General features: G+C 70.2%; 19 protein-coding genes, 4 pseudogenes and 1 riboswitch. Of the genes and pseudogenes, 17 read left to right on the plus strand and 6 right to left on the minus strand.

The genetic code is table 11. From position 1 onward, the window contains the following. Positions 1 to 224: 224 nt before the first annotated feature. Positions 225 to 518, plus strand: a pseudogene (locus NRF20_RS36430) (alginate lyase family protein); the annotation flags it as partial. A 31-nt stretch (positions 519 to 549) separates the two neighbouring features. Here the strand turns inward: NRF20_RS36430 and NRF20_RS36435 are convergent. After that, entirely contained in the window at positions 550 to 1,782 is a 1,233-nt protein-coding gene (locus NRF20_RS36435) for an MFS transporter (protein ID WP_398628978.1), read from the minus strand. 146 nt (positions 1,783 to 1,928) lie between these two features. Here NRF20_RS36435 and NRF20_RS36440 point away from each other — a divergent pair. Then, positions 1,929 to 3,115, plus strand: a pseudogene (locus tag NRF20_RS36440) (ROK family protein). Here the strand turns inward: NRF20_RS36440 and NRF20_RS36445 are convergent. Both NRF20_RS36445 and NRF20_RS36450 read right to left on the minus strand, forming a co-directional pair. Next, positions 3,099 to 3,500 (minus strand): annotated as a pseudogene (locus tag NRF20_RS36445) (SDR family oxidoreductase); the annotation flags it as partial. The pseudogenes NRF20_RS36440 and NRF20_RS36445 sit on opposite strands and share 17 nt — an antisense overlap. Before the next feature lie 191 nt (positions 3,501 to 3,691). Beyond that, positions 3,692 to 4,021 (minus strand): annotated as a pseudogene (locus NRF20_RS36450) (glycosyl hydrolase family 18 protein); the annotation flags it as partial. Positions 4,022 to 4,226: 205 nt separating this feature from the next. Continuing rightward, positions 4,227 to 4,357, plus strand: a riboswitch (FMN riboswitch). Positions 4,358 to 4,513: 156 nt separating this feature from the next. Between NRF20_RS36450 and ribD the strand changes: the two are divergent. The 10 genes from ribD (at position 4,514) to NRF20_RS36500 (ending at position 13,078) form a co-directional block, all read left to right on the plus strand. Beyond that, positions 4,514 to 5,614 (plus strand): bifunctional diaminohydroxyphosphoribosylaminopyrimidine deaminase/5-amino-6-(5-phosphoribosylamino)uracil reductase RibD, encoded by a 1,101-nt coding sequence (gene ribD / locus NRF20_RS36455; protein ID WP_398628976.1) that lies wholly within the window; start codon positions 4,514 to 4,516, stop codon positions 5,612 to 5,614. Further along, positions 5,615 to 6,232 (plus strand): riboflavin synthase, encoded by a 618-nt coding sequence (locus tag NRF20_RS36460; RefSeq protein ID WP_398628975.1) that lies wholly within the window; start codon positions 5,615 to 5,617, stop codon positions 6,230 to 6,232. Beyond that, on the plus strand, positions 6,229 to 6,873 hold the full coding sequence (locus tag NRF20_RS36465) for a nicotinamide mononucleotide transporter family protein (RefSeq protein WP_266363251.1): 645 nt from the start codon (positions 6,229 to 6,231) through the stop codon (positions 6,871 to 6,873). The genes NRF20_RS36460 and NRF20_RS36465 overlap by 4 nt, the downstream gene beginning before the upstream one ends. Further along, positions 6,870 to 8,168 carry a bifunctional 3,4-dihydroxy-2-butanone-4-phosphate synthase/GTP cyclohydrolase II gene (locus NRF20_RS36470; RefSeq protein WP_398628974.1) on the plus strand — a complete coding sequence of 433 codons (1,299 nt, stop codon included), beginning with the start codon at positions 6,870 to 6,872 and terminating at the stop codon, positions 8,166 to 8,168. Before NRF20_RS36465 ends, NRF20_RS36470 begins: the two co-directional genes overlap by 4 nt. A gap of 33 nt (positions 8,169 to 8,201) precedes the next feature. Continuing rightward, the gene (gene ribH, locus NRF20_RS36475; RefSeq protein ID WP_413753952.1) at positions 8,202 to 8,687 is read left to right on the plus strand and encodes a 6,7-dimethyl-8-ribityllumazine synthase; all 486 of its coding nucleotides are present in this window, start codon (positions 8,202 to 8,204) and stop codon (positions 8,685 to 8,687) included. 35 nt (positions 8,688 to 8,722) lie between these two features. Beyond that, positions 8,723 to 8,995: a phosphoribosyl-ATP diphosphatase gene (locus NRF20_RS36480; RefSeq protein WP_018524273.1), complete on the plus strand. Its 273-nt coding sequence runs from the start codon at positions 8,723 to 8,725 to the stop codon at positions 8,993 to 8,995. An 81-nt stretch (positions 8,996 to 9,076) separates the two neighbouring features. Then, entirely contained in the window at positions 9,077 to 9,925 is an 849-nt protein-coding gene (gene hisG, locus NRF20_RS36485) for an ATP phosphoribosyltransferase (protein WP_093894540.1), read from the plus strand. Between the two features lie 35 nt (positions 9,926 to 9,960). Then, on the plus strand, positions 9,961 to 10,425 hold the full coding sequence (locus NRF20_RS36490; RefSeq protein WP_398628973.1) for a PH domain-containing protein: 465 nt from the start codon (positions 9,961 to 9,963) through the stop codon (positions 10,423 to 10,425). A gap of 185 nt (positions 10,426 to 10,610) precedes the next feature. Next, entirely contained in the window at positions 10,611 to 11,981 is a 1,371-nt protein-coding gene (locus NRF20_RS36495; protein ID WP_266363257.1) for a hemolysin family protein, read from the plus strand. Continuing rightward, the gene (locus tag NRF20_RS36500; protein ID WP_413753953.1) at positions 11,978 to 13,078 is read left to right on the plus strand and encodes a hemolysin family protein; all 1,101 of its coding nucleotides are present in this window, start codon (positions 11,978 to 11,980) and stop codon (positions 13,076 to 13,078) included. The genes NRF20_RS36495 and NRF20_RS36500 overlap by 4 nt, the downstream gene beginning before the upstream one ends. An 87-nt stretch (positions 13,079 to 13,165) precedes the next feature. On the opposite strand, the gene NRF20_RS36505 is transcribed toward NRF20_RS36500, so the two are convergent. Both NRF20_RS36505 and NRF20_RS36510 read right to left on the minus strand, forming a co-directional pair. Beyond that, positions 13,166 to 15,073, minus strand: a complete 1,908-nt coding sequence (locus NRF20_RS36505) for an AAA family ATPase (protein ID WP_398629228.1) — start codon at positions 15,071 to 15,073, stop codon at positions 13,166 to 13,168. Positions 15,074 to 15,433: 360 nt separating this feature from the next. Further along, positions 15,434 to 16,063 (minus strand): uridine kinase, encoded by a 630-nt coding sequence (locus tag NRF20_RS36510; RefSeq protein ID WP_413753954.1) that lies wholly within the window; start codon positions 16,061 to 16,063, stop codon positions 15,434 to 15,436. Positions 16,064 to 16,238: 175 nt separating this feature from the next. Here NRF20_RS36510 and NRF20_RS36515 point away from each other — a divergent pair, with 175 nt between their 5' ends. Further along, on the plus strand, positions 16,239 to 17,627 hold the full coding sequence (locus tag NRF20_RS36515) for a peptidase C39 family protein (RefSeq protein WP_413753955.1): 1,389 nt from the start codon (positions 16,239 to 16,241) through the stop codon (positions 17,625 to 17,627). A gap of 150 nt (positions 17,628 to 17,777) precedes the next feature. Here the strand turns inward: NRF20_RS36515 and NRF20_RS36520 are convergent, their stop codons facing one another. Continuing rightward, the gene (locus tag NRF20_RS36520) at positions 17,778 to 18,059 is read right to left on the minus strand and encodes a hypothetical protein (protein WP_398628969.1); all 282 of its coding nucleotides are present in this window, start codon (positions 18,057 to 18,059) and stop codon (positions 17,778 to 17,780) included. A gap of 87 nt (positions 18,060 to 18,146) precedes the next feature. On the opposite strand from NRF20_RS36520, the gene NRF20_RS36525 reads away from it, so the two are divergent. The 4 genes from NRF20_RS36525 (at position 18,147) to NRF20_RS36540 (ending at position 22,343) form a co-directional block, all read left to right on the plus strand. Then, entirely contained in the window at positions 18,147 to 18,725 is a 579-nt protein-coding gene (locus NRF20_RS36525; RefSeq protein WP_413753956.1) for a carboxymuconolactone decarboxylase family protein, read from the plus strand. Then, positions 18,722 to 19,588: an RNA polymerase sigma-70 factor gene (locus tag NRF20_RS36530; RefSeq protein ID WP_413753957.1), complete on the plus strand. Its 867-nt coding sequence runs from the start codon at positions 18,722 to 18,724 to the stop codon at positions 19,586 to 19,588. Before NRF20_RS36525 ends, NRF20_RS36530 begins: the two co-directional genes overlap by 4 nt. Before the next feature lie 169 nt (positions 19,589 to 19,757). After that, entirely contained in the window at positions 19,758 to 20,189 is a 432-nt protein-coding gene (locus NRF20_RS36535) for a hypothetical protein (protein ID WP_413753958.1), read from the plus strand. A gap of 333 nt (positions 20,190 to 20,522) precedes the next feature. Beyond that, a complete protein-coding gene (locus NRF20_RS36540; protein ID WP_398633857.1) occupies positions 20,523 to 22,343 on the plus strand; it encodes a glycoside hydrolase family 15 protein in 1,821 nt (606 codons plus the stop codon). The last annotated feature ends 21 nt before the right edge of the window (positions 22,344 to 22,364 follow it).

The raw sequence follows: 22,364 nt of genomic DNA on the forward strand, positions 1-22,364 counted from the left end.
ATGATCAGCGCCATGGTAATGCCGGATCGCGCGGTGCTCGCGGCCGGGCTGTGGGCGCAAGCACTCCACCACGGATCCCATGCATGAATCGTGCGCGAAGCATTGTCACTCCGAACAGGCGACCCTACGCTCGCACGGTCTTGGTCATGAACATGGTTCACGTACATGACTGGTGGGAGTGTTGTTCGATGAGTGGAAGACCACATCGGCGTCTGGGCGCCCTCCTCGCCGCCATCGGCAGGCAGGTCGGCGTGGACCTCTGGGTGTACGAAGGGCCGCAGGGGCAGAGCCTGTTCAAGGCGGTCGACCATCTGCTGCCCGCCGCGACCGGCGCCGCCCCCTGGCCCCACCCGGAGTTGGAGTTCTACCGGTACGCGGCCAGTGACATCGTGCACGCGGCCGCCGACTCCGCTGACGCGAAGGCCGAGGCAGCCGTCGGGTAATTGGAGACTCCGCCCGGCGGTGACCTGCGGGCACTGCGGCCCGCCGCGGAACGGCTCGACTCGATCGCCGGCTGAACCGTCCGCCGCGCCCCGCAACAGCCGCCGGCTAGGGGCGCGGCTCGGCCGCCGCCGCGCTCGGAGCGGCGGAGTCCGAGGACGACACGGCCCTGCGGTCGCCCGCCCGCAGCACCCCGGCGCCCAGCACCAGGCCGAACGCCAGCACCGTCACCAGGCCGAACGACACGACCAGCGAGGTCGCCTCGGCCAGCGAGCCGATCGCGGACGGGGCGATGAGCCCGGAGGTGTACGTGATGGTGGCGACGCCCGCGATGGCCTGACTCGGGTTCGGGCCACTGCGTCCGGCCGCCGCGAAGGCGAGCGGGACGACCACGGCGACACCGAGGCCGAGGAGACCGAAACCGCACATCGCCAGTACCGCGTTCGGTGACGCGACCACGAGCAGTCCGCCGACCGTCGCGAGGACGCCGCCGACCCGTACGGTCCGGACCGCCCCGAAGCGGTCGACGACCTTGTCACCGACGATCCGGGCGACCGCCATCGTCAGCGCGAACGCCGTCGTGGACGCCGCGGCGAGCCCGGCGGAGGTGTCCATGATGTCCCGGAGGTAGACCGCCGACCAGTCCAGACTGGCGCCCTCCGCGAACACCGCGCAGAAGCCCACCGCACCGATGATCAGCGCCGACTTCGGCGGCAGCGTGAAGCGCGGCGGCGGCTCCTCGTCCGGCTCGCTGCGCAGATCCAGTACGCCCTGACAGGCGATCAGCCCGAGTGCCGTGAGTACCAGAGCGGCGATCGTGTGGTGCAGCCGGGCGTCGGAGCCCAGATGCGCGGCCACCGTGCCCGCCGCCGAACCGGCCAGGGCGCCCACGCTCCACATTCCATGCAGCCCGGACATGATCGACTTGTCGAGGCGGTTCTCCACCTCGACACCGAGGGCGTTCATCGCCACATCCGACATGCCGGCCGATGCCCCGTACACGAAGAGCGCGGCGCACAGCGTCAGCAGGTTGGGTGCCAGCGCGGGCAGGATCAGCGCCAGCGTCCACAGGGCGAGCAGTCCGCGCAGTGCGGTCCTGGCGCCGAAGCGATGACTGATCGCACCGGCCAGCGGCATGGCGAGGGAGGCGCCGATCGCCGGGAAGGCCAGGGCGAGGCCGAGCTGTCCGGCGCTGACCCCCGTGTGGTCCTGGATCCAGGGCACCCGGGTGGCGAAGCTGCCGGTCACCGCGCCGTGCACGGTGAAGACCGCGGCGACGGCGAACCTGGCCCGCCTCACCTGCTCCATGCCGAAGATCCCCTCTGTGGAATCCGTTGTCATAACGCCGTGCCCTCCCCTGGGAATCCTCTGTCACCGGCGCCCCCGGCGCCCGTCTCCACGGTGCGGGCCGTAAACTATCAGGAACCCTGCCTGATAAATAGTCCATTCTTTCATCCCGTGCGGCAGTGATCTGGAAGGATCCCGGCATGCCCGCATCACCGAGCACCGCCCGGGCCATCAACGACCGGCTCGCCCTGCGACTGCTTCAGCAGGACGGCCCGCTGACGGCCACGCAGTTGAAGACTCTGACCGGTCTCTCCCGCCCCACCGTCGCCGACCTCGTCGAACGGCTGCAGGGGGCCGGTCTGATCCGGGTGGTCGGTGAGGCCGGCTCCGAGCGCCGCGGCCCCAACGCCCGGCTGTACGGGATCGCCGCCGACCGCGCCCACCTCGCCGCGCTCGACGTACGCACCGGCAGCGTCGCCGTGGTCGTCGCCGATCTCCTCGGCGCCACGCTCGCCGAGGCGACCCTGCCCATCGGCAGCGACACCGACACCGAGGCCGCCGCCGAACAGGCTGCCGCGCTGCTGGAACGCACCGCGAGGGAGGCGGGCGCCGCCCCGCTGCACAGCGTCGGCGTCGGTGCGCCCGGTCTGATCGACCCGGTCACCGGCGAACTGCGCGACACCACCGGGCTGCCCGCCTGGCACCGACGACTGGTGCGGGTGCTGCAGCAGCGGCTGCCCGCCACCGTGCTGGTCGAGAACGAGACCAATCTCGCCGCCGTCGCCGAGCAGCGCATCGGCGCGGCCCGCGACCGTGACACCTTCGTACTCTTCTGGCTCGGCCACGGCGTCGGCGCCGCCGTCATGCTGGACGGGAAGCTCCGCCGCGGCGCCTCGGGAGGCGCGGGCGAGATCGGCTTCCTGCCGGTGCCCGGGACGATCGGCACCCCGTCGGCCGTCAACTGCGACGGCGGGTTCCACTCGCTGGTGGGCTCCGCCCCGGTCTGCGAACTGGCCGCCGCCCACGGCATATACGTGCCCCCGGGCGCGGCCGAAGGGGACAAGGAGCCGGGCGCCGCATCCGCCGTACGGGCCGCGCTTGCGGGGGAGGGGGAGAGCGAGGCTTTCCTGGGCACCCTCGCCGAACGTCTCGCGCTCGGCGCCGCCGCCATCGCCTCCGTCCTCGACCCGGGCTGTGTGCTGCTCGCGGGCGAGGTCGGTCATGCGGGCGGTGACGCGCTCGCGGCACGGGTCGAGGAGCGGCTGGCCATGATGTCCCCGCTTCGCACCGAGGTCAGGGCCGGCTCGGCGGCGCCGCGGTGCTCCGCGGCGCGCTGCTCGCCGCCCGGGAGGCGGCTCAGGACGAGCTGTTCACTCCGGCCGGCTGAACCGCTCGGCGAGAAATTCCTCGAACGTCGCCTTCCCCACGGCCCGTTCGGCGCTCAGATGGTCTCCGCGCCGGTATCCGGCGTACGCCCTGCCCACCGGCCGTACGGGCAGGAGGGGCCGCTTCCGTCCGGTCGCCCGGAGATAGGCATGGGCCAGCTCGGTGAGTGGCCTGATCTCGGGTCCGCCCATGTCGGGCACCCGGCCCGCCGGTCCGGAGGCGGCCAATTCGGCCAGCCGGTCCGCGACTTCACCGGAATCGACCGGCTGCATCCGTACACCGGCCGGCAGCGGCATCACCGGCAGCCGGGCCGTTCCGGCCAGGACATGCAGGACCAGATCGTGGAACTGGGTGGACCGCAGGATCGTCCAGCCGGTCCCCGACTCCGAGCGTGGAGCCCGGCTCGTACTGTCCCTTGGCGGCGTTCCAGCCGTAGTCGCCCGCGAGCTCCCAGATCATCGTGCCGCCGATGCCCTTGTCGACCACGTAGTCCGCCTTCGCGGCCACCGACTGCTCGTCCTCGGTGGAGAGGAAGACCTTCTTGTCCGCGTTGCACAGCCGGATGAAGGCGACGGGTCGAGTCGGCGAAGGTGTCGATGCCGGCCTGGTTGACCGAACCGTCGGCGTTGGACGCCATCGAGCAGAAGCCGCCGGAGTCCACCCGCTCGCCGCTGTCGTCGAAGCAGCCGCCGGTCTCGGCCCAGCCGCCCACCGACACCATGGTCTTCACGTTCGGGTACTTCTTCTTGAACTTGTTGAGCAGGTTGAAATGGCCCTTGTAGGGGAGGTCCGGGTCCATCTCCGCGCCCGCGACACCCGGCCAGGTCATGCCGGTCGAGGCGTTGTCCGGGCCGTCGGCGCCCACGGAGATCTTGTTGTTGCCGTCGACGTGGGCGAACGCGTAATCGCACACCGCGGGATCGCTCCTCGGAGGTGACGCAGAGATTGAAGAGGACTAGATCATCGCGTCAATAGGTCTGGACCTTCAAGGCTCGACTGTCCCGTTGCGGACCCCGTTCGGGGGTCTTTTCGGGGGGCTTTGTGAGCCACTCCACAGGTACTCACCCGTATGGCCCATGAGCAGGCGTGGCACACTGATCGTGTACCAGCAGCAGCGCACTCCGGGGTCGGTGCAATTCCGAACCGGCGGTTATAGTCCGCGACCCGTCCGCATCCAGCGGCCGGTTGACCAGGTGAGATTCCTGGACCGACGGTTAAAGTCCGGATGGGAGGCAGTGCGCGGCGGGCCGTTTCACGGGTACGCCGCCGTCGGCGGATGGTCTTCGGGCAACCGATCCATCCGTGTATTCGGCATTCGGCGTCCCCTTGTCGCGTTCCCGCTTCATCTGTCGTTGTCGACAGGCCCCGGAGTCCGTGCCCGAAGAGGCAGGAGGACCCGGTGGACACCGCAGCCGACATCACCGCCATGCGCCGAGCGATCACGCTCGCAGCGCGCGGTCTCGGCTCCACCAGCCCCAACCCGGTCGTCGGCTGCGTCATCCTCGACGCCGCAGGCCGGCAGGCCGGTGAAGGATTCCACCAGCGTGCCGGTGGGCCGCACGCCGAGATCCACGCCCTGCGCGCCGCAGGCGACAGGGCCCGGGGCGGCACCGCCTACGTCACTCTCGAACCCTGTAACCACACCGGCCGCACCGGCCCCTGCGCCCAGGCGCTCATCGAGGCCGGTGTCGCCCGCGTCGTCTACGCCGTCGGCGACCCGAACCCGCAGGCCACCGGCGGTGCGGACACCCTGCGCGCGGCCGGGGTCAAGGCCGAGCAGGGGCTCCTCGCGGACGAGGCCGAGGCGGGCAACGCCGCCTGGCTGACCTCGGTGCGCCTGGGCCGCCCGTACATCCTGTGGAAGTACGCGGCGTCCCTCGACGGCCGGATTGCGGCCGCCGACGCCACCAGCCGCTGGATCACCTCTCCCGAGTCCCGCGCCGACGTCCACCGGCTGCGTGCCGAGGCCGACGCCGTCGTGGTCGGCTCCGGCACCGCCCGTGCCGACGACCCGCAGCTCGGTGTACGGGGCATCGAAGGCGCCGTGCAGCCCTTGAGGGTGGTGGTCGACACCGGTGCCACCGCCGTGCGCCCCGGCGCCCGCGTCCTCGACGACACCGCGCCCACCCTGATCGCCGTCGCCGACAACGCCGACACCCGCCATCTCCCCGAAGAGAACGTCCTGCGGCTGCCGCGCGCCGCCACCGGCCCCGGCCTGGACGTCCCCGCCCTGCTCGCAGCCCTGTACGGGCGGGGCATCCGCTCCGTACTCCTCGAAGGCGGCCCGACCTTGGCCGGGGCCTTCGTCGCGGCGGGAACGGTCGACAAGGTCGTCGGCTATCTCGCCCCCGTGCTCCTCGGCGCCGGCCCCGCGGCCCTCGCCGACGCCGGAATCTCCACCATCGCCGATGCGTTGCGCCTCGATGTGACCGAGACCGTCCGTATCGGCCCCGATCTGCGCATCACCGCCGTCCCCGGACCTGCCCGGAAGGGAAACTGAGTGTTCACCGGAATTGTCGAAGAACTGGGTGAAGTCACTGCTGTCGAGAAGCTCGGCGACGCCTCCCGCTTCCGCCTGCGGGGTCCCGTCGTCACCGAAGGCGCCAAGCACGGCGACTCCATCGCCGTCAACGGCGTCTGCCTCACCGTCGTCGACTTCGGCGAGCACGAGTTCACCGCCGATGTGATGGCCGAGACCCTGAACCGGTCCAGCCTCGGCGCCCTGGAGGTCGGCTCCCGGGTCAACCTGGAGCGCCCCATGGCGGTCGGCGGCAGGCTCGGCGGCCACATCGTCCAGGGCCATGTCGACGGCACCGGCCGCATCGTCGAGCGCAAGATCTCCGAGAACTGGGAGATCGTGAAGATCTCCCTCCCGGCGGAGCTGACCCGGTACGTGGTGGAGAAGGGGTCGATCACCGTCGACGGCGTGAGCCTGACCGTCGTCGACGCCGGACCCGACTACTTCACCATCAGCCTCATCCCCACCACCCTCGCCCTGACCACGCTCGGCATCAAGGAGCCCGGCGACCCGGTCAACCTCGAGGTGGACGTCATCGCGAAGTACGTCGAGCGGCTGCTCGGCAACACCGCGCAGGAACCCGAGGAGCCGGCGAAGTGACCGCGCTGAACTGGCTGAACTCGGAGGCGTTCACCGCCTTCGGACAGCACATCATCTGGTCCGACATGATCGGCAACACGGTCGGTCTGATCGCGCTGACCCTGGGCTGGCTCCGCTCGATCTGGACCTGGCCCGCCCAGCTCCTGTCCGGAGTCGTCCTGGTCGCCGCCAATGTCTCCGTGCACCAGGCGGGCAGCGTCGGCAAGCAGCTCGTGGTCATCGCCGTGGCCGTCTGGGGCTGGCAGCAGTGGACCCGGGGCAAGCGGCAGGCCCAGGACGGCTCCCTCGCCGTACGGTTCGCCACCTGGCGCGAGCGCGGCTACCTGCTGGGCGGCGCCGCACTCGGCACCCTCGCGGTCGGCGGCCTGTTCACCGCGTTTCCCTCGCTCTCCTGGAGCCCGTGGGCGGACGCGTACATATTCGCCGGCACGCTCGTCGCGATGCTCGCCCAGGCCCGCGGCATGGTCGAGTTCTGGTTCGCCTGGCTCCTCGTCGACCTGGTCGGGGTACCGCTGAACTTCCACAGCGGTCTCGCCTTCTCCGGTCTCATCTATGTCGTGTACGGCGCCCTCGTGCTGTGGGGCATGCGCGACTGGTGGCTGCGTTCGCGTACACCCGCTCTGGAAGGAGCCACGGCATGACTGCCCAGCCCACCTGGTTGCACCGGGAACACGAAAGCGCCGTCGAGGACCTGAGCCTCGACCCCGTCGAGCAGGCGATCCGCGACATCGCCGCCGGACGGCCCGTCGTGGTCGTCGACGACGAGGACCGGGAGAACGAGGGCGACCTCGTCATCGCGGCCGAGATGGCCACCCCCGAGATCGTCGCGTTCATGATGAGTGAATGCCGCGGTCTCATCTGCGCGCCCATGGAGAACGACGAGCTGGAACGGCTCGAACTGCCGCAGATGGTCGACCACAACACCGAGTCGATGCGCACGGCCTTCACCGTCTCCGTCGACGCGTCAGCGGCGCACGGCGTGACCACCGGCATCTGTGCCGCGGACCGGGCCACCACGCTCCGGATGCTGGCGGGCGGCGAGGCAGGCCCTGGCGACTTCGTACGGCCCGGCCACATCTTCCCGCTCCGCGCCCGCTCCGGCGGGGTGCTGGTCCGCAACGGCCACACCGAGGCCGCTGTCGACCTCGCCCGGCTCGCCGGGCTGCGGCCCGCCGGAGCGATCGTCGAGATCGCCGGTGAGGACGGCGTGATGCTGCGGCTGCCCCAGCTGGTCCCGTTCGCCCGCAAGCACGGCCTCACGATCATCTCCATCGAGGACCTGATCGCCTACCGCCGCACCTCGGAGCCGACCGTCCGCCGCGAGGCCGAGGTACGGCTGCCGACGAGCTTCGGCGCGTTCACCGCGTACGGCTACCGCTCCACGACCGACGGTGTCGAGCACGTCGCGCTCGTCCACGGCGACATCGGGGACGGCGACGACGTCCTGGCGCGGATCCACTCCGAATGCCTGACCGGCGACATCTTCCAGTCGCAGCGCTGCGACTGCGGGCCCCAGCTGCATGCCTCCATGCGCCGGATCACCGAGGAGGGCCGCGGCGTCGTCATCTATCTGCGCGGCCACGAGGGCCGGGGCATCGGCCTGCTGTCCAAGCTGCGCGCCTACGAACTCCAGGAGCGCGGCATCGACACCCTCGACGCCAACCTCGAGCTCGGCCTGCCCGCCGACGCCCGGGACTACGCGGCGGGCGCCCAGATCCTCAAGGACCTCGGCGTCCACAGCCTCAGGCTGATGACCAACAACCCCGACAAGACGGCCGCGGTCCTGCGGCACGGTCTGGCCGTCACCGGCCGCGAGCCGATGCCCGTCCAGGCCGGCGAACACAATCTGCGCTACCTGCGCACCAAGCGCGACCGCATGGGGCATGACCTGCCCTGGCTCGACGCCACCACGGCGTCGACCTGCGGCAACCAGTGACGATCGATCACGGAAACGAGCGGTAGGAGAGACATGAGCGGCAAGGGTGCACCCGAACTGTCCGTACGCAACTGCGGTGACCTGCGTGTGGCGGTCGTCGCCGCCCAGTGGCACGAGAAGGTCATGGACGGACTCGTCGACGGCGCGCTGCGCGCCCTGCACGAGCTGGGCATCGACGAGCCGACCCTGCTCCGGGTGCCCGGCAGCTTCGAGCTCCCGGTGGTCGCCAAGGTCCTCGCCGGTCGCGGTTACGACGCGATCGTCGCCCTCGGCGTGATCATCCGCGGCGGCACGCCGCACTTCGAGTACGTGTCCCACGGCGTCACCAACGGCCTGACCCAGGTCGCCGTCGACACCGGAGTCCCGGTCGGCTTCGGCGTACTCACCTGCGACACCGAGGAGCAGGCGCTCGACCGGGCCGGACTGGAAGGCTCCGACGAGGACAAGGGGCACGAAGCGGTCACCGCGGCCGTCGCCACCGCCGCCACGCTGCGCACGGTCAGCGAGCCCTGGCGCTGAGTGGGGGGTGTGGACCCCGTACTCTAAGGACCATCATGGCGAACAAAACCTTCGAAGAGCTCTTCGCCGAGCTGCAGCTCAAGGCCGCCAACGGCGACCCCTCCACCTCCCGTACCGCCGAGCTGGTGGACAAGGGTGTCCATGCCATCGGCAAGAAGGTCGTCGAGGAGGCCGCCGAAGTCTGGATGGCCGCCGAGCACGAGAGCAAGGACGCCGCCGCCGAGGAGATCTCCCAGCTGCTGTACCACGTCCAGGTGATGATGGTCGCCCGCGGGATCTCCCTCGACGACGTCTACGCTCACCTCTGAGCACGAGCTGAGCACCACGTAGCACTCCGTACATCCACACATCCGTACAAGACTCCCTCCTCGCAAAGGAAACCTGGCCTCATGCTGCGCATCGCCGTCCCCAACAAGGGTTCACTCTCCGGGCCTGCGATGGCGATGCTCCATGAGGCCGGCTACCAGCAGCGCAAGGAGTCCAAGGAGCTCGTCCTCGTCGACCCCGAGAACGAGGTCGAGTTCTTCTACCTGCGGCCGCGCGACATCGCGATCTACGTCAGCTCCGGCCGCCTCGACATCGGCATCACCGGCCGCGACCTGCTGCTGGACTCCGGCGCCGACTCCGAGGAGATCCTCCAGCTCGGCTTCGCCCGCTCCACCTTCCGCTACGCCACCAAGCCGGGCACGGCCCAGGGCCCGCAGGACTTCGACGGCAAGACGATCGCCACCTCCTACGAGGGCATCGTCGCCAAGCACCTCGCCGATGTCGGCGTCAACGCCTCCGTCGTCCACCTCGACGGCGCGGTCGAGACCGCCATCGAACTCGGTGTCGCCCAGGTCATCGCCGATGTCGTGGAGACCGGCACCAGCCTGCGCAACGCCGGACTCGAAGTCATCGGCGAGCCGATCATGAAGTCGGAGGCCGTCGTCATCCGCCGCACCGGCGCACCGGACGACGACCCCAAGGTGCAGCAGTTCCTCCGCCGCCTCCAGGGTGTCCTGGTCGCCCGCAGCTACGTGATGATGGACTACGACTGCCGCGTCGAGCACCTGGAGCGCGCGGTCGCCCTCACCCCGGGCCTGGAGTCGCCGACCATCTCCCCGCTGCACCACGAGGGCTGGGTCGCCGTCCGTTCCATGGTCGCCGCCCGGGAGGCTCAGCGGATCATGGACGATCTGTACGACCTCGGCGCCCGCGCCATCCTCACCACCGCCATCCACGCCTGCCGCCTCTGACGGCCGGGCGACCACCCGGAAGACAGAAGAACACCATGTCCGCCCCCGCGCCCCGGTCCGAACTCCCCACGCTCCCGGTCACGTTCCGGCCGACCCGAACCCGGGTGGTCCTGCTGACCGTGGGGGCGGGGATGTTCGTCGTCATCACCGTCATCGCCCTGACCCTGGAGCAGCTGAGCGCGGGGGAGCGATCCAGCTTCATCTTCACCGCGCTGCTGTTCTTCGGCGTGCTCGCGCTGCTCAGCCGCCCGAAGATCGTCGCGAACGAGGACGGGGTGACGGTGGTCAATCTCACCCGGACGCGCCGACTGTCCTGGGCGGAGATTCTCCGTGTCAACCTGCGCGTCGGCGACCCCTGGGTCTTTCTCGACCTGAGCGACGGGACGAGCATGCCGGCCCTCGGCATCCAGCCGGGAATCGCCAAGCAGCAGGCCATCCGCGACGCCCGTGCGCTCCGCGCCCTCGCCGAGAACCACGGCACCGGCACGGACAACGGCTGAGCCCCCTGCCCCGTACGGCCTCTTCTTGATTACTCTGGAGGACGGCGGCGCCCCGTGCGCCCCGCCCCGCACCAGAGGGTCCATGAGGCCTGCGGGGCTTTCCTGCGACCCAAGGAGTGACTCCTTCCAGCAATGGACGGATCGTCCGGTAGTACCTGCGCCGCCCCTTCCCAGGAGGCGGCGGCATGACCACCCCCCTGCTGCTTCTGAGCGCGGCATTCCTTCTCATCCTCGCCAACGGATTCTTCGTGGCAGCCGAGTTCGGCCTGGTCACGGTGGAGCGGCCGGACGCCGAGCGCGCCGCCGCCGAGGGCGACCGGCGGGCCCGCACCGTCGTCGAAGCCCTGCGTGAACTCTCCTTCCAGCTCTCCGGCACCCAGCTCGGCATCACCATCACCTCGCTGGTCGTCGGCATGCTCGCCGAACCGGCTCTCGCCCAGCTGCTGGACGGCCCCCTCACCGCGACCGGTCTGCCCGACGGCGCCGTACCCGGCATCAGCGTGGTGATCGGGATGATGGTGGCCTCCGCCGTCCAGATGGTGATCGGCGAACTCGTGCCCAAGAACTGGGCGGTCTCCCGGCCGCTCCAGGTCGCCCGGTTCGTCGCCGGCCCCCAGCACCGTTTCTCCGCCGCGTTCCGGCCCGTGATCAGCCTGCTGAACACCGTCGCCAACCGGCTGGTACGACTGCTGGGTGTCGAACCCACCGATGAGCTGGCCTCCGCCCGAACACCCGGGGAACTGGTCTCCCTGGCCCGGCACTCGGCCGAGGCCGGCACCCTCGAACAGGACACCGCGGATCTCTTCGTGCGGACCCTGTCGCTCGCAGGACTCACCGCACAGCACGTCATGACCCCACGGGTGAAGGTCAGCGCCCTGCAGTCCTCGGCGACCGCGCAGGACGTCCTCAACCTCACCCGCGCCACCGGCCTCTCCCGCTTCCCCGTCTACCGGGAGCGCATCGACGAGGTCGTCGGCATGATCCACCTCAAGGACGCGCTCGCCGTGCCCGCCCAGGACCGGCTGCGCACGCCGGCGGGCCGGATCGCCGTACCGCCGCTGCTGGTGCCGGAGACACTGCCCGTCGAACAGCTGCTCCAGCGGCTGCGCAACGAGCAGCCGATCGCCGTGGTCGTCGACGAGTACGGCGGCACCGCCGGGGTCGTCACCCTTGAGGACATCATCGAGGAACTCGTCGGCGAGGTCCGGGACGAGCACGACGCCGAAGGCGCCGACCGGCCCGAACTGGCCCCTGCCGCTCCCGAGGACGGCCGCCCGGCCTGGGACGCCGAAGGCAGCTGCCGGGTCCTGACCCTGCGCCGGATAGGGCTCGACGTACCCGACGGACCGTACGAGACCGTGGCCGGACTCGTCGCCGATCTGCTGGGCCGCATCCCTGCCCCCGGCGACCGGGCCGAACTGCCCGGCTGGCGGATCTCCGTCCGCCAGGTCGGCCACTACCGCGCCGAGAAGGTCCGCTTCGTACGCACGGCCGAGGTGACCGACCCCGTCACCGAGGCACCGGTGGCCCACGGCGTCCTGGAGGCCGTGCGATGAGCCTCGTCCAGCTGCTGTTCGCCACGCTCCTCGTGCTGGCGAACGGCTTCTTCGTCGGGGCCGAGTTCGCCCTCGTCTCCGTACGGCGCAGCCAGGTCGAACCCCTCGCGGCAGCAGGGTCGGGCCGGGCCCGCCAAGTGCTGTACGGCCTGGAGAACCTGCCCCAGATGATGGCTGCCGCCCAGTTCGGCATCACCGTCTGCTCGCTGACCCTCGGCGCCGTCGCCGAACCGACCGTCGCCCATCTGCTGGAGCCGGTCTTCCAGGCGGTCCACCTGCCCGAGGGCCTGATCCATCCGCTCGGCTATGTGCTGGCGCTCGTCTTCGTGGTCTTCCTCCATCTCGTCATCGGCGAAATGGTCCCGAAGAACCTCGCGATGGCGGCGCCGGAGAAGACCGCGCTCTGGCTCAGCCCCGGCCTCGTCGGCTTCGCCCGCGTCTGCCGTCCGGTCACCTCCGCGCTGGGCGCCTGCGCCCGGCTGGTGCTGCGGCTCTTCGGCGTCGAACCGAAGGACGAGGTGGAGGCCGTCTTCACCAGCGAGCAGCTCAACCGGCTCGTCGAGGACTCCGGCCAGGCCGGACTGCTGGAGCCGGAGGCGCAGGAGCGGCTGGAGGACGCACTGGAGCTGGGCAGCAGGCCCGTCACCGATGTGCTGCTCAGCAGGGCCTCCCTGGTGACGGTGGACCCCTCCGTCACCCCGCACCGGATCGAGGAGCTGACCGTACGGACCGGCTACTCGCGCTTTCCCGTGTGCGCGGAGGGCGGCGGCCCGTTCATGGGCTATCTGCACGTCAAGGACGTCCTGGACCTGGAGGACGGCGAGCGGGCCGTCCCGCAGCACGTGTGGCGCCCGATGGCGACCGTGAGGGCCGAGCTGCCCCTGGACGACGCTCTGACCGTGATGCGCCGCGCGGCGACGCATCTGGCGCAGGTCGCCGACGCATCGGGCCGGGTCCTCGGCCTGGTCGCCATGGAGGACGTCCTGGAGATGCTGGTCGGTGAGGTACGCGACCCGGCCCACCGGGTCGCGGTGCCGCGCCGGATGACGGACACGACGGCCGCCGGCACCGGCGAACTCACCGCGTCGGTCCATTAGGGTCGAGACCGCCGGACGGGCTGATCTCCGGCCCGTCCGGCCACCGAGGACAACGGTCACCGACCGGGCGACTGCGGCAGCCCGCCCTCACAACGGCGGCGGCTCCTGCGGCCCCCGGCCCACCGGCCCCCGGCCGGACAGCACCTCGCCGTACGCCTGCATCAGATCCGGCAGCCGCAGCGTGGCCAGATCGTCCCGGCTCGGCACGGCCGCGTAGCCGGAGAGCCGCAGATCGCGGTAGGCGCAGCTCTTCTCGTACAGGGTGCGCAGGAACCGCCCGTTGCCCAGCTCGTCGATCCAGCCCTGGTCGACGACATGACCGCTGATGGAGCGCAGCTCCTCCAGGGACTCCTCGTCCCACGCATCACCGTTCTCCGCGGCCAGCACCTCACCGATGGAGGTGAGCTCCAGTGGTCGGTAGCTCGGGAAGTCCACCCGGGTGGTGAAGCGTGAGGAGAGTCCCGGATTGGTGGCCAGCAGCCGGTCCATGCCTTCCGGATAGCCCGCGAGGATGACGACGAGATGGTCCCGGTTGTCCTCCGCGCGCTTGAGGAGGACCTGGAGGGCCTCGTCGCCGTACGCGTCACCCTTGCTGTAGCCGGTGTTGGAGAGGCTGTACGCCTCGTCGACGAAGAGCACCCCGCCGAGTGCCGAGTCGATCAGCTCATTGGCCTTGACGGCGGTCTGGCCGAGGAACTCGCCCACCAGATCCGCCCGCTGGGCCTCGACGAGATGGTCACCGCCGAGCAGACCGAGGGCGTAGAAGACCCGGCCGAGGATGCGGGCCACCGTGGTCTTGCCGGTGCCGGAGGGGCCCGAGAAGACGAAATGGCGTTTCGGCGGCTGCACGGGAAGCCCCTGGCCGGCCCGCAGCCGGGCCATGTTCAGCTGTGCGGACAACGCCTTGACCTGGCGTTTGACGGGCTCCAGGCCGACCATCCGCTCCAGCTCCGCCAGCGCCTCGGCAAGCAGCACCGGATCGCTGGGCCCGGCCGGGAAGGCGGCTGTCGGCTGGCCGGGCACCGCGGTCTTCCGCCGTGCCCCGTCGGGCGGCGGCACCCCGATGCCCACGATCCCCGGGGTCTCGCCGCCCGGCCGCAGCTCCCGGCCGTCCACCAGATCGGTGCCGAGCAGCGAATCCCCGTCCGGCTGCGCCTCCGCCACGGCGTCCGTGCCGAACCCGGCCAGCGACACGGCGGTGAGACCGGCGGCCTCGTCGGTGCCTTCGAGGCCGTCGTAGTCCGCAATCGCGGCGAGCCGCGCCGAGGTGTCCATGAACGCCGGGTCGATCCGGTGCACCGCCCGGTACAGCGGCAGGGCGGCCGCGCTGCGGCCGGTGCCCTCGTGTGCGCGGGCCAGCCAGTAGCGCAGTTCCTTGCGCTGCGGCTGTTCGCTGCGGCAGCGCATCAGCGCGGCGGAGAGCAGCGGCTCGGCCTGCCCGTACATTTCCAGCCGCACTCGCGCCATCCCGCCGAACAGCCCCGCCTCGATACCGAGCATCGGATCGTCGACCAGCTGCTCGGTGTTGCGTACGAGCTGCTCCCAGTCCTTGACCAGATAGGAGCGGCAGGCGTGCAGGAAGCGCACCTGCGGGTCCGCGTCCACCGGCGGCAGGCCGGCCAGCGCACGGTCCAGCTCGGGAACATGGCGCCCGTCCAGCCAGTGCGAGGCGTGCGCGAGGAGCAGATCGCGCGGACTCTCCAGCACCGGTTGAACCCACCAGCCCAGCCAGTACCAGGAGTTGAGCGTGCGCCGATGGCGGGTGCGCTGTTCGCCGAAGCGTTCGCGATGGCGGTACATGCGCAGCAGCGCCGTCGTGGTGTCGGCCCGCAGCGCATGGAGGCCGAGCCAGCCGTCCGCCATACCGGGATCGATCCGTACCGCAGCCCTGAACTCCTCTTCGGCCTGCGGGTAGGCGCCCATGGTGTAGGCGTCCACGCCGCGCAGCCAGGCGAGGTCGGCCGGGGCCTGTGCGCCCTGCGTGCCGATGTCCATCTGGTCCCCCACAAACCGTGCTCCCAGGATGTCCCGCCGCACGACCTGCCCGCCGAGGCGCGCTGAATCACTGTGCCAGGGACGGGAATTGACCGCACCGAGAGGCATCGTACCTGCGCAGGGAGTGTGCGACTAAGAGCGCCGCAGGCGGAAGGGAGACCGTGACCGAGGGTGAGCGGAATCCGCCGAACCGGCGTGGGAAAGAGGGTGCGAGCACAGAACGAAGCCCCCGATCACGGGGGAACAACCGGGGGCTTCGTGTCTGTGAGGGCTCCGAAAAGCCGCACATTGAGAACGTAAGACCTGTACCGCCCTCGGGTCAAGCAGAGTTGAGGTACTTCCAGGCCGATTTCTCACCACTCAGTACGGCGACGCAATCTGATCACGTTCTGTGACGGAATGGTTCACTCCTGCTGCTGCGTCAGGCCCCTCCAGCCACTCGTACCCCATGGGCAACTGCCGTACCAGAGCATCGGCGTGGGAGCGCGAGGGATCGGCCGAGAAATGTTCCGCCTCGGCCGCCGTCCACCCGTCCCAGAAGGCCGAAAGAGCCGGTCCGTCCCGACGGCGGCCCCGCTCCCAGGACTCCGTGGCAGCGAGATCCATCCACAACAGCCGCGCCAGATGGGGCCGCAGCGCCCGGCGGCCCGCCCCGACCCCCTCGATCAGGACGACCGGTGCGGGCTCCAGGCTGCGCGGCGCCGCGAGCGTCCGCGCGGTCCAGTCGTACGGCGCATAGCGCGCGCACTCACCGCGCGACAGAGGCCCGATCACCTGCTCCCGCAGCCGGTCCGCCCAGGAGAAGAAGGACTCATGGGTGGCCAGGTCGTCCAGATGCAGTACGGGGGCGTCGTCGAGCAGGGCCGCGAGGCGGGATGCGAAGGTGCTCTTCCCCGATCCCGCATGGCCGTCGACGGCGATCAGCCGCACCGGTCCGCAGGACGGCGCCAGGGTGCGCAGCCGCGCGGCGAGGAGCGAGAGGTCGTTCATGCGCCCAAGCCTACGAGCCGATCCGAAGCAATCGCAGGTCACGCCAGTGGACCAGACCAATATTGGTTTATTGGCGCACGCCGAATCGCTGGCCGAATCCGGCCACTACCCGCAATAGTTGGCCCACTGTCGTGCACTTGCAGCCCCATTCCGCTTACGACCGGGGGTCTCGCCCATGAACAGACCGACCTCGCGCAGAACCATGCTGACTGCCGCGCTCGCGGCAGCGGCCGCCGGCACGGTGTCGTCCGCCGGCTCCGCAACCGCCGCCGTGCCCGCCGCCCCGCTCCCCGCCCCGCTCCCCGCCCCGCTCCCCGCCCCCTCGCCGGCCGCTTCTCTCGTGGACAACCACTCCTGGCACACGTACACCGACTGGCGCAGCGGTTGCGGCGCCGGGACACGCGCCGTCGCGGGGCGTCGGCCCGGTCTGGTGATCGGCCACGCCGTGGGGGTCACCGACTACACCGATCCGCACACCGGTCGGACCGCCGACTGGGAGTACGCGACCTGGACCTCGCCGGTCCACCGGTCCGCCGTCCCTGCGACCGAGGTGATCGCCTCGTGGAACGCCGACACCCCGGCGGGCACCTGGATCCAGATCGAGCTGCAGGGCCGCTACTCGGATGCCACCTCGACACCCTGGTACGTGATGGGCCGCTGGGCCGCGGGCGACGCCGACATCCGCAGGACGTCCGTCGACGACCAGACCGACGGCAAGAGCTCCATCTGGACGGACACCTTCTCGGTGGATGACGCGGCGAGCGGGCTGCGGCTGGTCTCCTACCGGCTGCGGCTCACGCTTCACCGCCCCCCGGGCAGCCGCCTCACGCCCACTGTCCGGCGGCTCGGCGCGATGGCTTCCGACGTCCCGGACCGCTTCACCGTGCCCGCCAGCGCCCCCGGCCTCGCCCGGGAGCTGCCGGTGCCGCGCTACTCGCAGAATGTGCACGCGGGCCAGTACCCGGAGTACGACAACGGCGGCGAGGCCTGGTGCAGCCCCACCTCCTCGCAGATGATCATCGAGTACTGGGGGCGCAGGCCCACCGCCGAGGAGCTTGCCTGGGTCAAGCCCGGTCTGGCCGACCCGCAGGTCTGCCATGCCGCCCGGTTCACGTACGACTACCAGTACGAGGGCTGCGGCAACTGGCCGTTCAACGCCGCGTACGCCGCGACGTACGACGACATGAGCGCGGCAGTGACCCGGCTCGGCTCGCTGACGGACCTGGAGAAGCTGATCCGGGCGGGAATCCCGGTCATAACGTCGCAGTCCTTCCTCAAGGGGGAGCTGACCGGCGCCGGGTACGGGACCTCCGGCCACCTGATGACCGTGATCGGGTTCACCGCGGACGGCGACGTGATCGCGAACGACCCGGCCTCGCCGAGCAACGAGGCCGTGCGGCGGGTCTACAAGCGCCAGGAGTGGGAGACGATCTGGCTCCGCACCAAGCGCTACGACGCGAACGGCAAGGTCAGAAGCGGTACGGGCGGTGTCTGCTACATCTACTGGCCCGCTCACCCGGCACCGAGTCAGCGCCGGGTTCTGAAGTCACTGGGCCTGTTGTGAGCATGTGCGCAGCCACGGCCGCCTCGACCACCTGACGGCAGCGTTCCTGGCCGTCCTGGGTGAGGTGGCCCTGCTTGTCCACCGTGACCCTGATCGAGCGATGCCCGAGCCGGCGAGACACTTCGTGGATGGACACGTTGCTCGTCAAGGTCACGGTGGTCCCGTGGACGCTGCGGTGGCGTCGAACAGAAGCAGGCCGCTCGCGCTGATGCCGAGGCTCACCATGCCCGCACGCTCGCCGCTGCCCGCAAGCCGGGCAGCCGGCGGTGCGAGGTGGCTGCCCATACCGGAGCAGATGAATCCAGCGCAGGCGAGTGCGGCGAAGAGTACGGCCCCCGACTCCGATGCACCGGTGAGGGCCGCAGCACGGCCCGGCGTGAGCAGTCGTTCGCGGCCAAGGAGCTGCCGGCGGCCCCTGCGCTGACGATCCATGCGCGGTGGCGGTGGTTGTCACATGCGCGGGTCCGGCGGTGTCTTCATGTCGAACGGCCAAACAGGCACACGTACAAGGAGAACACCATGGCGCTACGCGTCCCGAAGGCCGAGCTCCCCACCGAGCTCAGCGAAAACATGATCAAGCAGCTCGGTGCCGTGGCCGAGCCCGTCGAGGTGGTGTGGCACAACCCCGAGGTCGCCACGTCCAACTTGGAGTTCTCGGCCAAGCTGAGCGAGTGGGATGCGGCCGACGCGGGCCTCAAGTCGTTCGCGCACATGGCCGTCGCGGCACAGGTCGGTTGCAGCTGGTGCCTCGACGTCGGCTACTTCCAGGCGCAGAACCAGGACCTGGACCTGGCCAAGGCGAGCCAGGTGCCCCGCTGGCGGGAGTCGGAGGTGTTCACCCCGCTGGAGCGGGACGTCCTCGAGTACGCCGAGGCCATGACGAACACACCGCCGACCGTCACCGACGAGCTGTACGCGAGCCTGCTCGACCGGCTCGGCCCGGCGGCGATGGTCGAGCTCACCGCGTACATCGCCTTCGTCAACATGGCGACCAGGAACAACATCGCGAACGGGGTCACGTCGCAGGGCTTCTCCGATGCCTGCGAGATTCCGCTGGCCACGCGTCCCGCGAAGTCCGGCGTGGCGTCGACGGCATGACCGAGGACCCGTTCGTCGCCCATCGGAGCCTGCTGTTCACGGTCGCCTACGAGATGCTCGGGTCGGCGGCCGACGCGGAGGACGTGCTGCAGGAGTCGTGGCTGCGGTGGGCCGACGTCGACCACTCGCAGGTGCGTGACCCGCGGGCCTACCTCGTTCGAATCGTCACGCGGCAGGCGCTCAACCGCCTGCGAACGCTCTCGCGCAGCCGCGAGGAATACGTTGGCGAGTGGCTGCCGGAGCCGCTGCTGACCAGTCCTGATGTCGCCGAGGACATCGAACTCGCGGAGAGCGTCTCGATCGCGATGCTGACCGTCCTCGAAACGCTCGGGCCCACCGAGCGGGCGGTGTTCGTGCTCCGCGAGGTCTTCGAGATGCCGTACGGCGAGATCGCCGAGGCCGTCGGGAAGTCCGCGGCCGCGGTGCGGCAGATCGCGCGGCGGTCACGCGAGCACGTGGCGGCACGGCGGCCACGGGTGCCGGTGAGCCGGTCGGAGCAGCAGGCCGTGGTCGAGAGGTTCCTGTTCGCGTTGCGTACCGGGCAGTTGCAGGAACTGCTGGACGTCATGGCGCCGGACGTGGTCATGATCGCCGACGGTGGCGGGGTAGTGGCCGCCGCTCTGGCTCCGATCCACGGGGTCGAACTGGTGGCGCCGTTGCTCGCGCGCGCGAACCAGGTGGTGGCCGCGCTCGAGACGACGACCGTATGGCTCAACGGCGCGCCTGCGGGCCGGATCGAGTTCGACGGCGAGCCGGCTGCGGTGAGCCTCGTGGTGGAGAACGGGCGGGTCACCCGGATCTACGTGGTGCGAAACCCGCGGAAGCTGACGCGGCTCGACGAACTGGCCGAACTCGCCAGGTAGGCCCGCGCCGCTCTGGCGTCGTGAGTGTTCCGGGCGGTTCCACCCCCCCCGGAACACTCACGACCGCACAGTGGTCGGACGTCGCACCGGCATAGCTACCAGCGGTGCAGTGCTGTACACCCTGTGCCGAGCGAACATTCGCAGGGATGCGGGAGTCACGGAGATCTGGATGCACACCGGCGGTGGACCGGCGGTCTTCTCCCGCGCGCTGCTCAACGCCTGGGGGCGAGTACTCGCGGAGGCCGGTGCCGACCCGGACAACGAGGTCCTCATCATTGCGGGGACCGGCCGACGGTGGATCGCAGGGATCGATCCCAAGTCGTTCGCGGACCCGGTGTCGCAGTGGCCGAGCGATGTCCTGTACGAGCACTATTCCGACGGGGTGCGGCTCCTCGAGGGGCTCGTCCTCGGTGTCGACGTGCCGACCATCGGGGTGTTGAACGGACGCGACGCCTGGCAGAGCGAGGGCTGCCGTGCGCCCACCACATCCCCCGCGACGCCCACTGCCATCGCGGAATCCGCCCTTGCGGCTGCCGCCCCGGATGCGACTGCTGCACCTGAGCTGCCCGGAGCCCCGACATACACAGCGCTCGAGCCATGAAGATCGAAACTGCTGGTCGTACCCGACTGTCCGAACCCCCGGCTTGCAGCCGACCGGCTCCGTCGGACGCTTGACGGACCGGCCTGCACGACGTGACGTTCCAGACACACACCGTCGCCGACCGGGCCGAGGCCGAAGCAGCGCATTCCGCCGCCGGGTCGCCCGCAGCCACGGACCACCTGTGGACCGGTGTCCAGTTCAGTGCCCGCTGGGGACCCGGGACTCCCTCGAACGTCACATGACACCGGTGATGGCGTGAGACTGCATTTGGTGCGGACGACTGGGGTGGGGGATGGTGGGTGGTGGGGTGTTTTCCGAGACTCCGGAGCAGCCATGGACCGCTATCCCCCCATCGCCGAGCACGGTCTGGTGGGTGACCTGCAGACCGCAGCGCTCGTCTCGTCGCAGGGCGTCGTCGACTGGTTCGCCGCTCCAAGGTTCGACTCTCCCAGCATCTTCGCCGCCCTGCTCGACCACGACCGCGGCGGGTACTTTCGTCTGGCGCCCGAGGGAACCGACGCTGCCTGCAAACAGCTCTACTACCCCGACACGGCCGTCCTGGTGACGCGGTTCCTGTCGCCGGACGGCGTGGGCGAAGTGGTCGACTTCATGCCTCCGGACCGGACCCGCACCGCCACGGACCGCCACACCCTGATCCGCGGTGTACGCGCCGTGCGGGGCACCGTCGATTTCACGCTCGAATGCCGGCCGCGCTTCGACTACGGCCGGGCCGAGCATCAGCTCGAACTCGACGGCCAAGGCGCCCTGTTCCGGGCTCCGGGGATCGATGGGCACCTGCGGACCACCTTCCCGCTGGAGCGGGACGGCCAGGACGTGCGCGGCAAGGTGACGCTGAGGGCCGGTGAGTCCCACGGCGCGGTCTTCACCGTCTGCGCGTCCGGCGCCGAGGCGCCTGCCTCCCCCACCGTCGACGGGCTGACAGAACAGCTCCAGGAGGTCGTCCGCTTCTGGCAGCAGTGGCTGTGCCAGTCCCGCTACCGGGGCCGTTGGCCCGAGCTTGTGCACCGCTCGGTCATCACCCTCAAGCTCCTTACCTACGCCCCCACCGGCGCCCTGATCGCGGCGGCCACGACGGGCCTGCCCGAGCAGGTCGGCGGAGAGCGCAATTGGGACTACCGGTTCACCTGGGTGCGCGACGGCGCGCTGTCCGTGCGGGCCATGCTGGACCTCGGCTTCGTCGAGGAAGCCACAGCCTTCGTGCACTGGCTGGTGGACAGGTTGCGCGAACGCGAGGGCGGGGACGGAGAACCGTTGCAGACCATGTACCGGATCGACGGCAACCCCGAACTGCCGGAAGAGACCCTCGATCATTTCGAGGGCTACCGCGGTTCCTTCCCCGTCCGCATCGGAAACGGCGCTGCCGACCAGCTTCAACTCGACATCTACGGCGAGGCGGTGTACGCGCTGGCGCAAGGGGGCGAGATCGCGCAGCAGTCCACCTACCAGGGGTGGCGGGCACTGGCCGGAACATTGGACTGGTTCGCCGAGAACTGGAACAGACCGGACGAGGGCATCTGGGAGACCCGCGGCGGCCGAAAGGACTTCACCTACAGCCGGGTGATGTCCTGGGTCGCCTTCGACCACGGGCTTCGCCTGGCCGAGTCCTTCCGCAGGCCCGCTGATCTGGAGGGATGGCGCAGGGCGAGAGACGCCGTCTTCGAGCAGGTCATGCAACGCGGCTGGAGCGAGACGGAGCGCGCATTCATCCAGCACTACGACGGCGATGTTCTGGACGCCTCGCTGCTGCTCATGCCGAGGGTCGGGTTCATCGCCCCCAGGGACCCCTCCTGGCTGTCCACACTCGACGCGATGGACCGCAGACTTGTTTCCGACAGCCTTGTCTACCGCTACGACCCGGCGGCATCTCCGGACGGGCTACGCGGCTCGGAAGGCACCTTTAGCTTGTGCACTTTCCTCTACGTGGACGCGCTCGCCCGGGCGGGCCGGCTGCGCCAGGCCCGCTACACCTTCGAGAAGATGCAGACCTACGCCAACCACGTCGGGCTCTTCTCCGAGGAAGTCGGTCCGAGTGGGGAGCAACTGGGTAACTTCCCACAGGCGTTCACCCACCTGTCGCTGATCATGGCCGCCGTCACCCTCGATGAGGCGCTCGACCATGAGCAGGGGCGCTGACCGCATGCCGCGGCTGAGCGT

The sequence above is a fragment of the Streptomyces sp. R-74717 genome (assembly GCF_047305335.1).
Taxonomy (GTDB): domain Bacteria; phylum Actinomycetota; class Actinomycetes; order Streptomycetales; family Streptomycetaceae; genus Streptomyces; species Streptomyces atratus.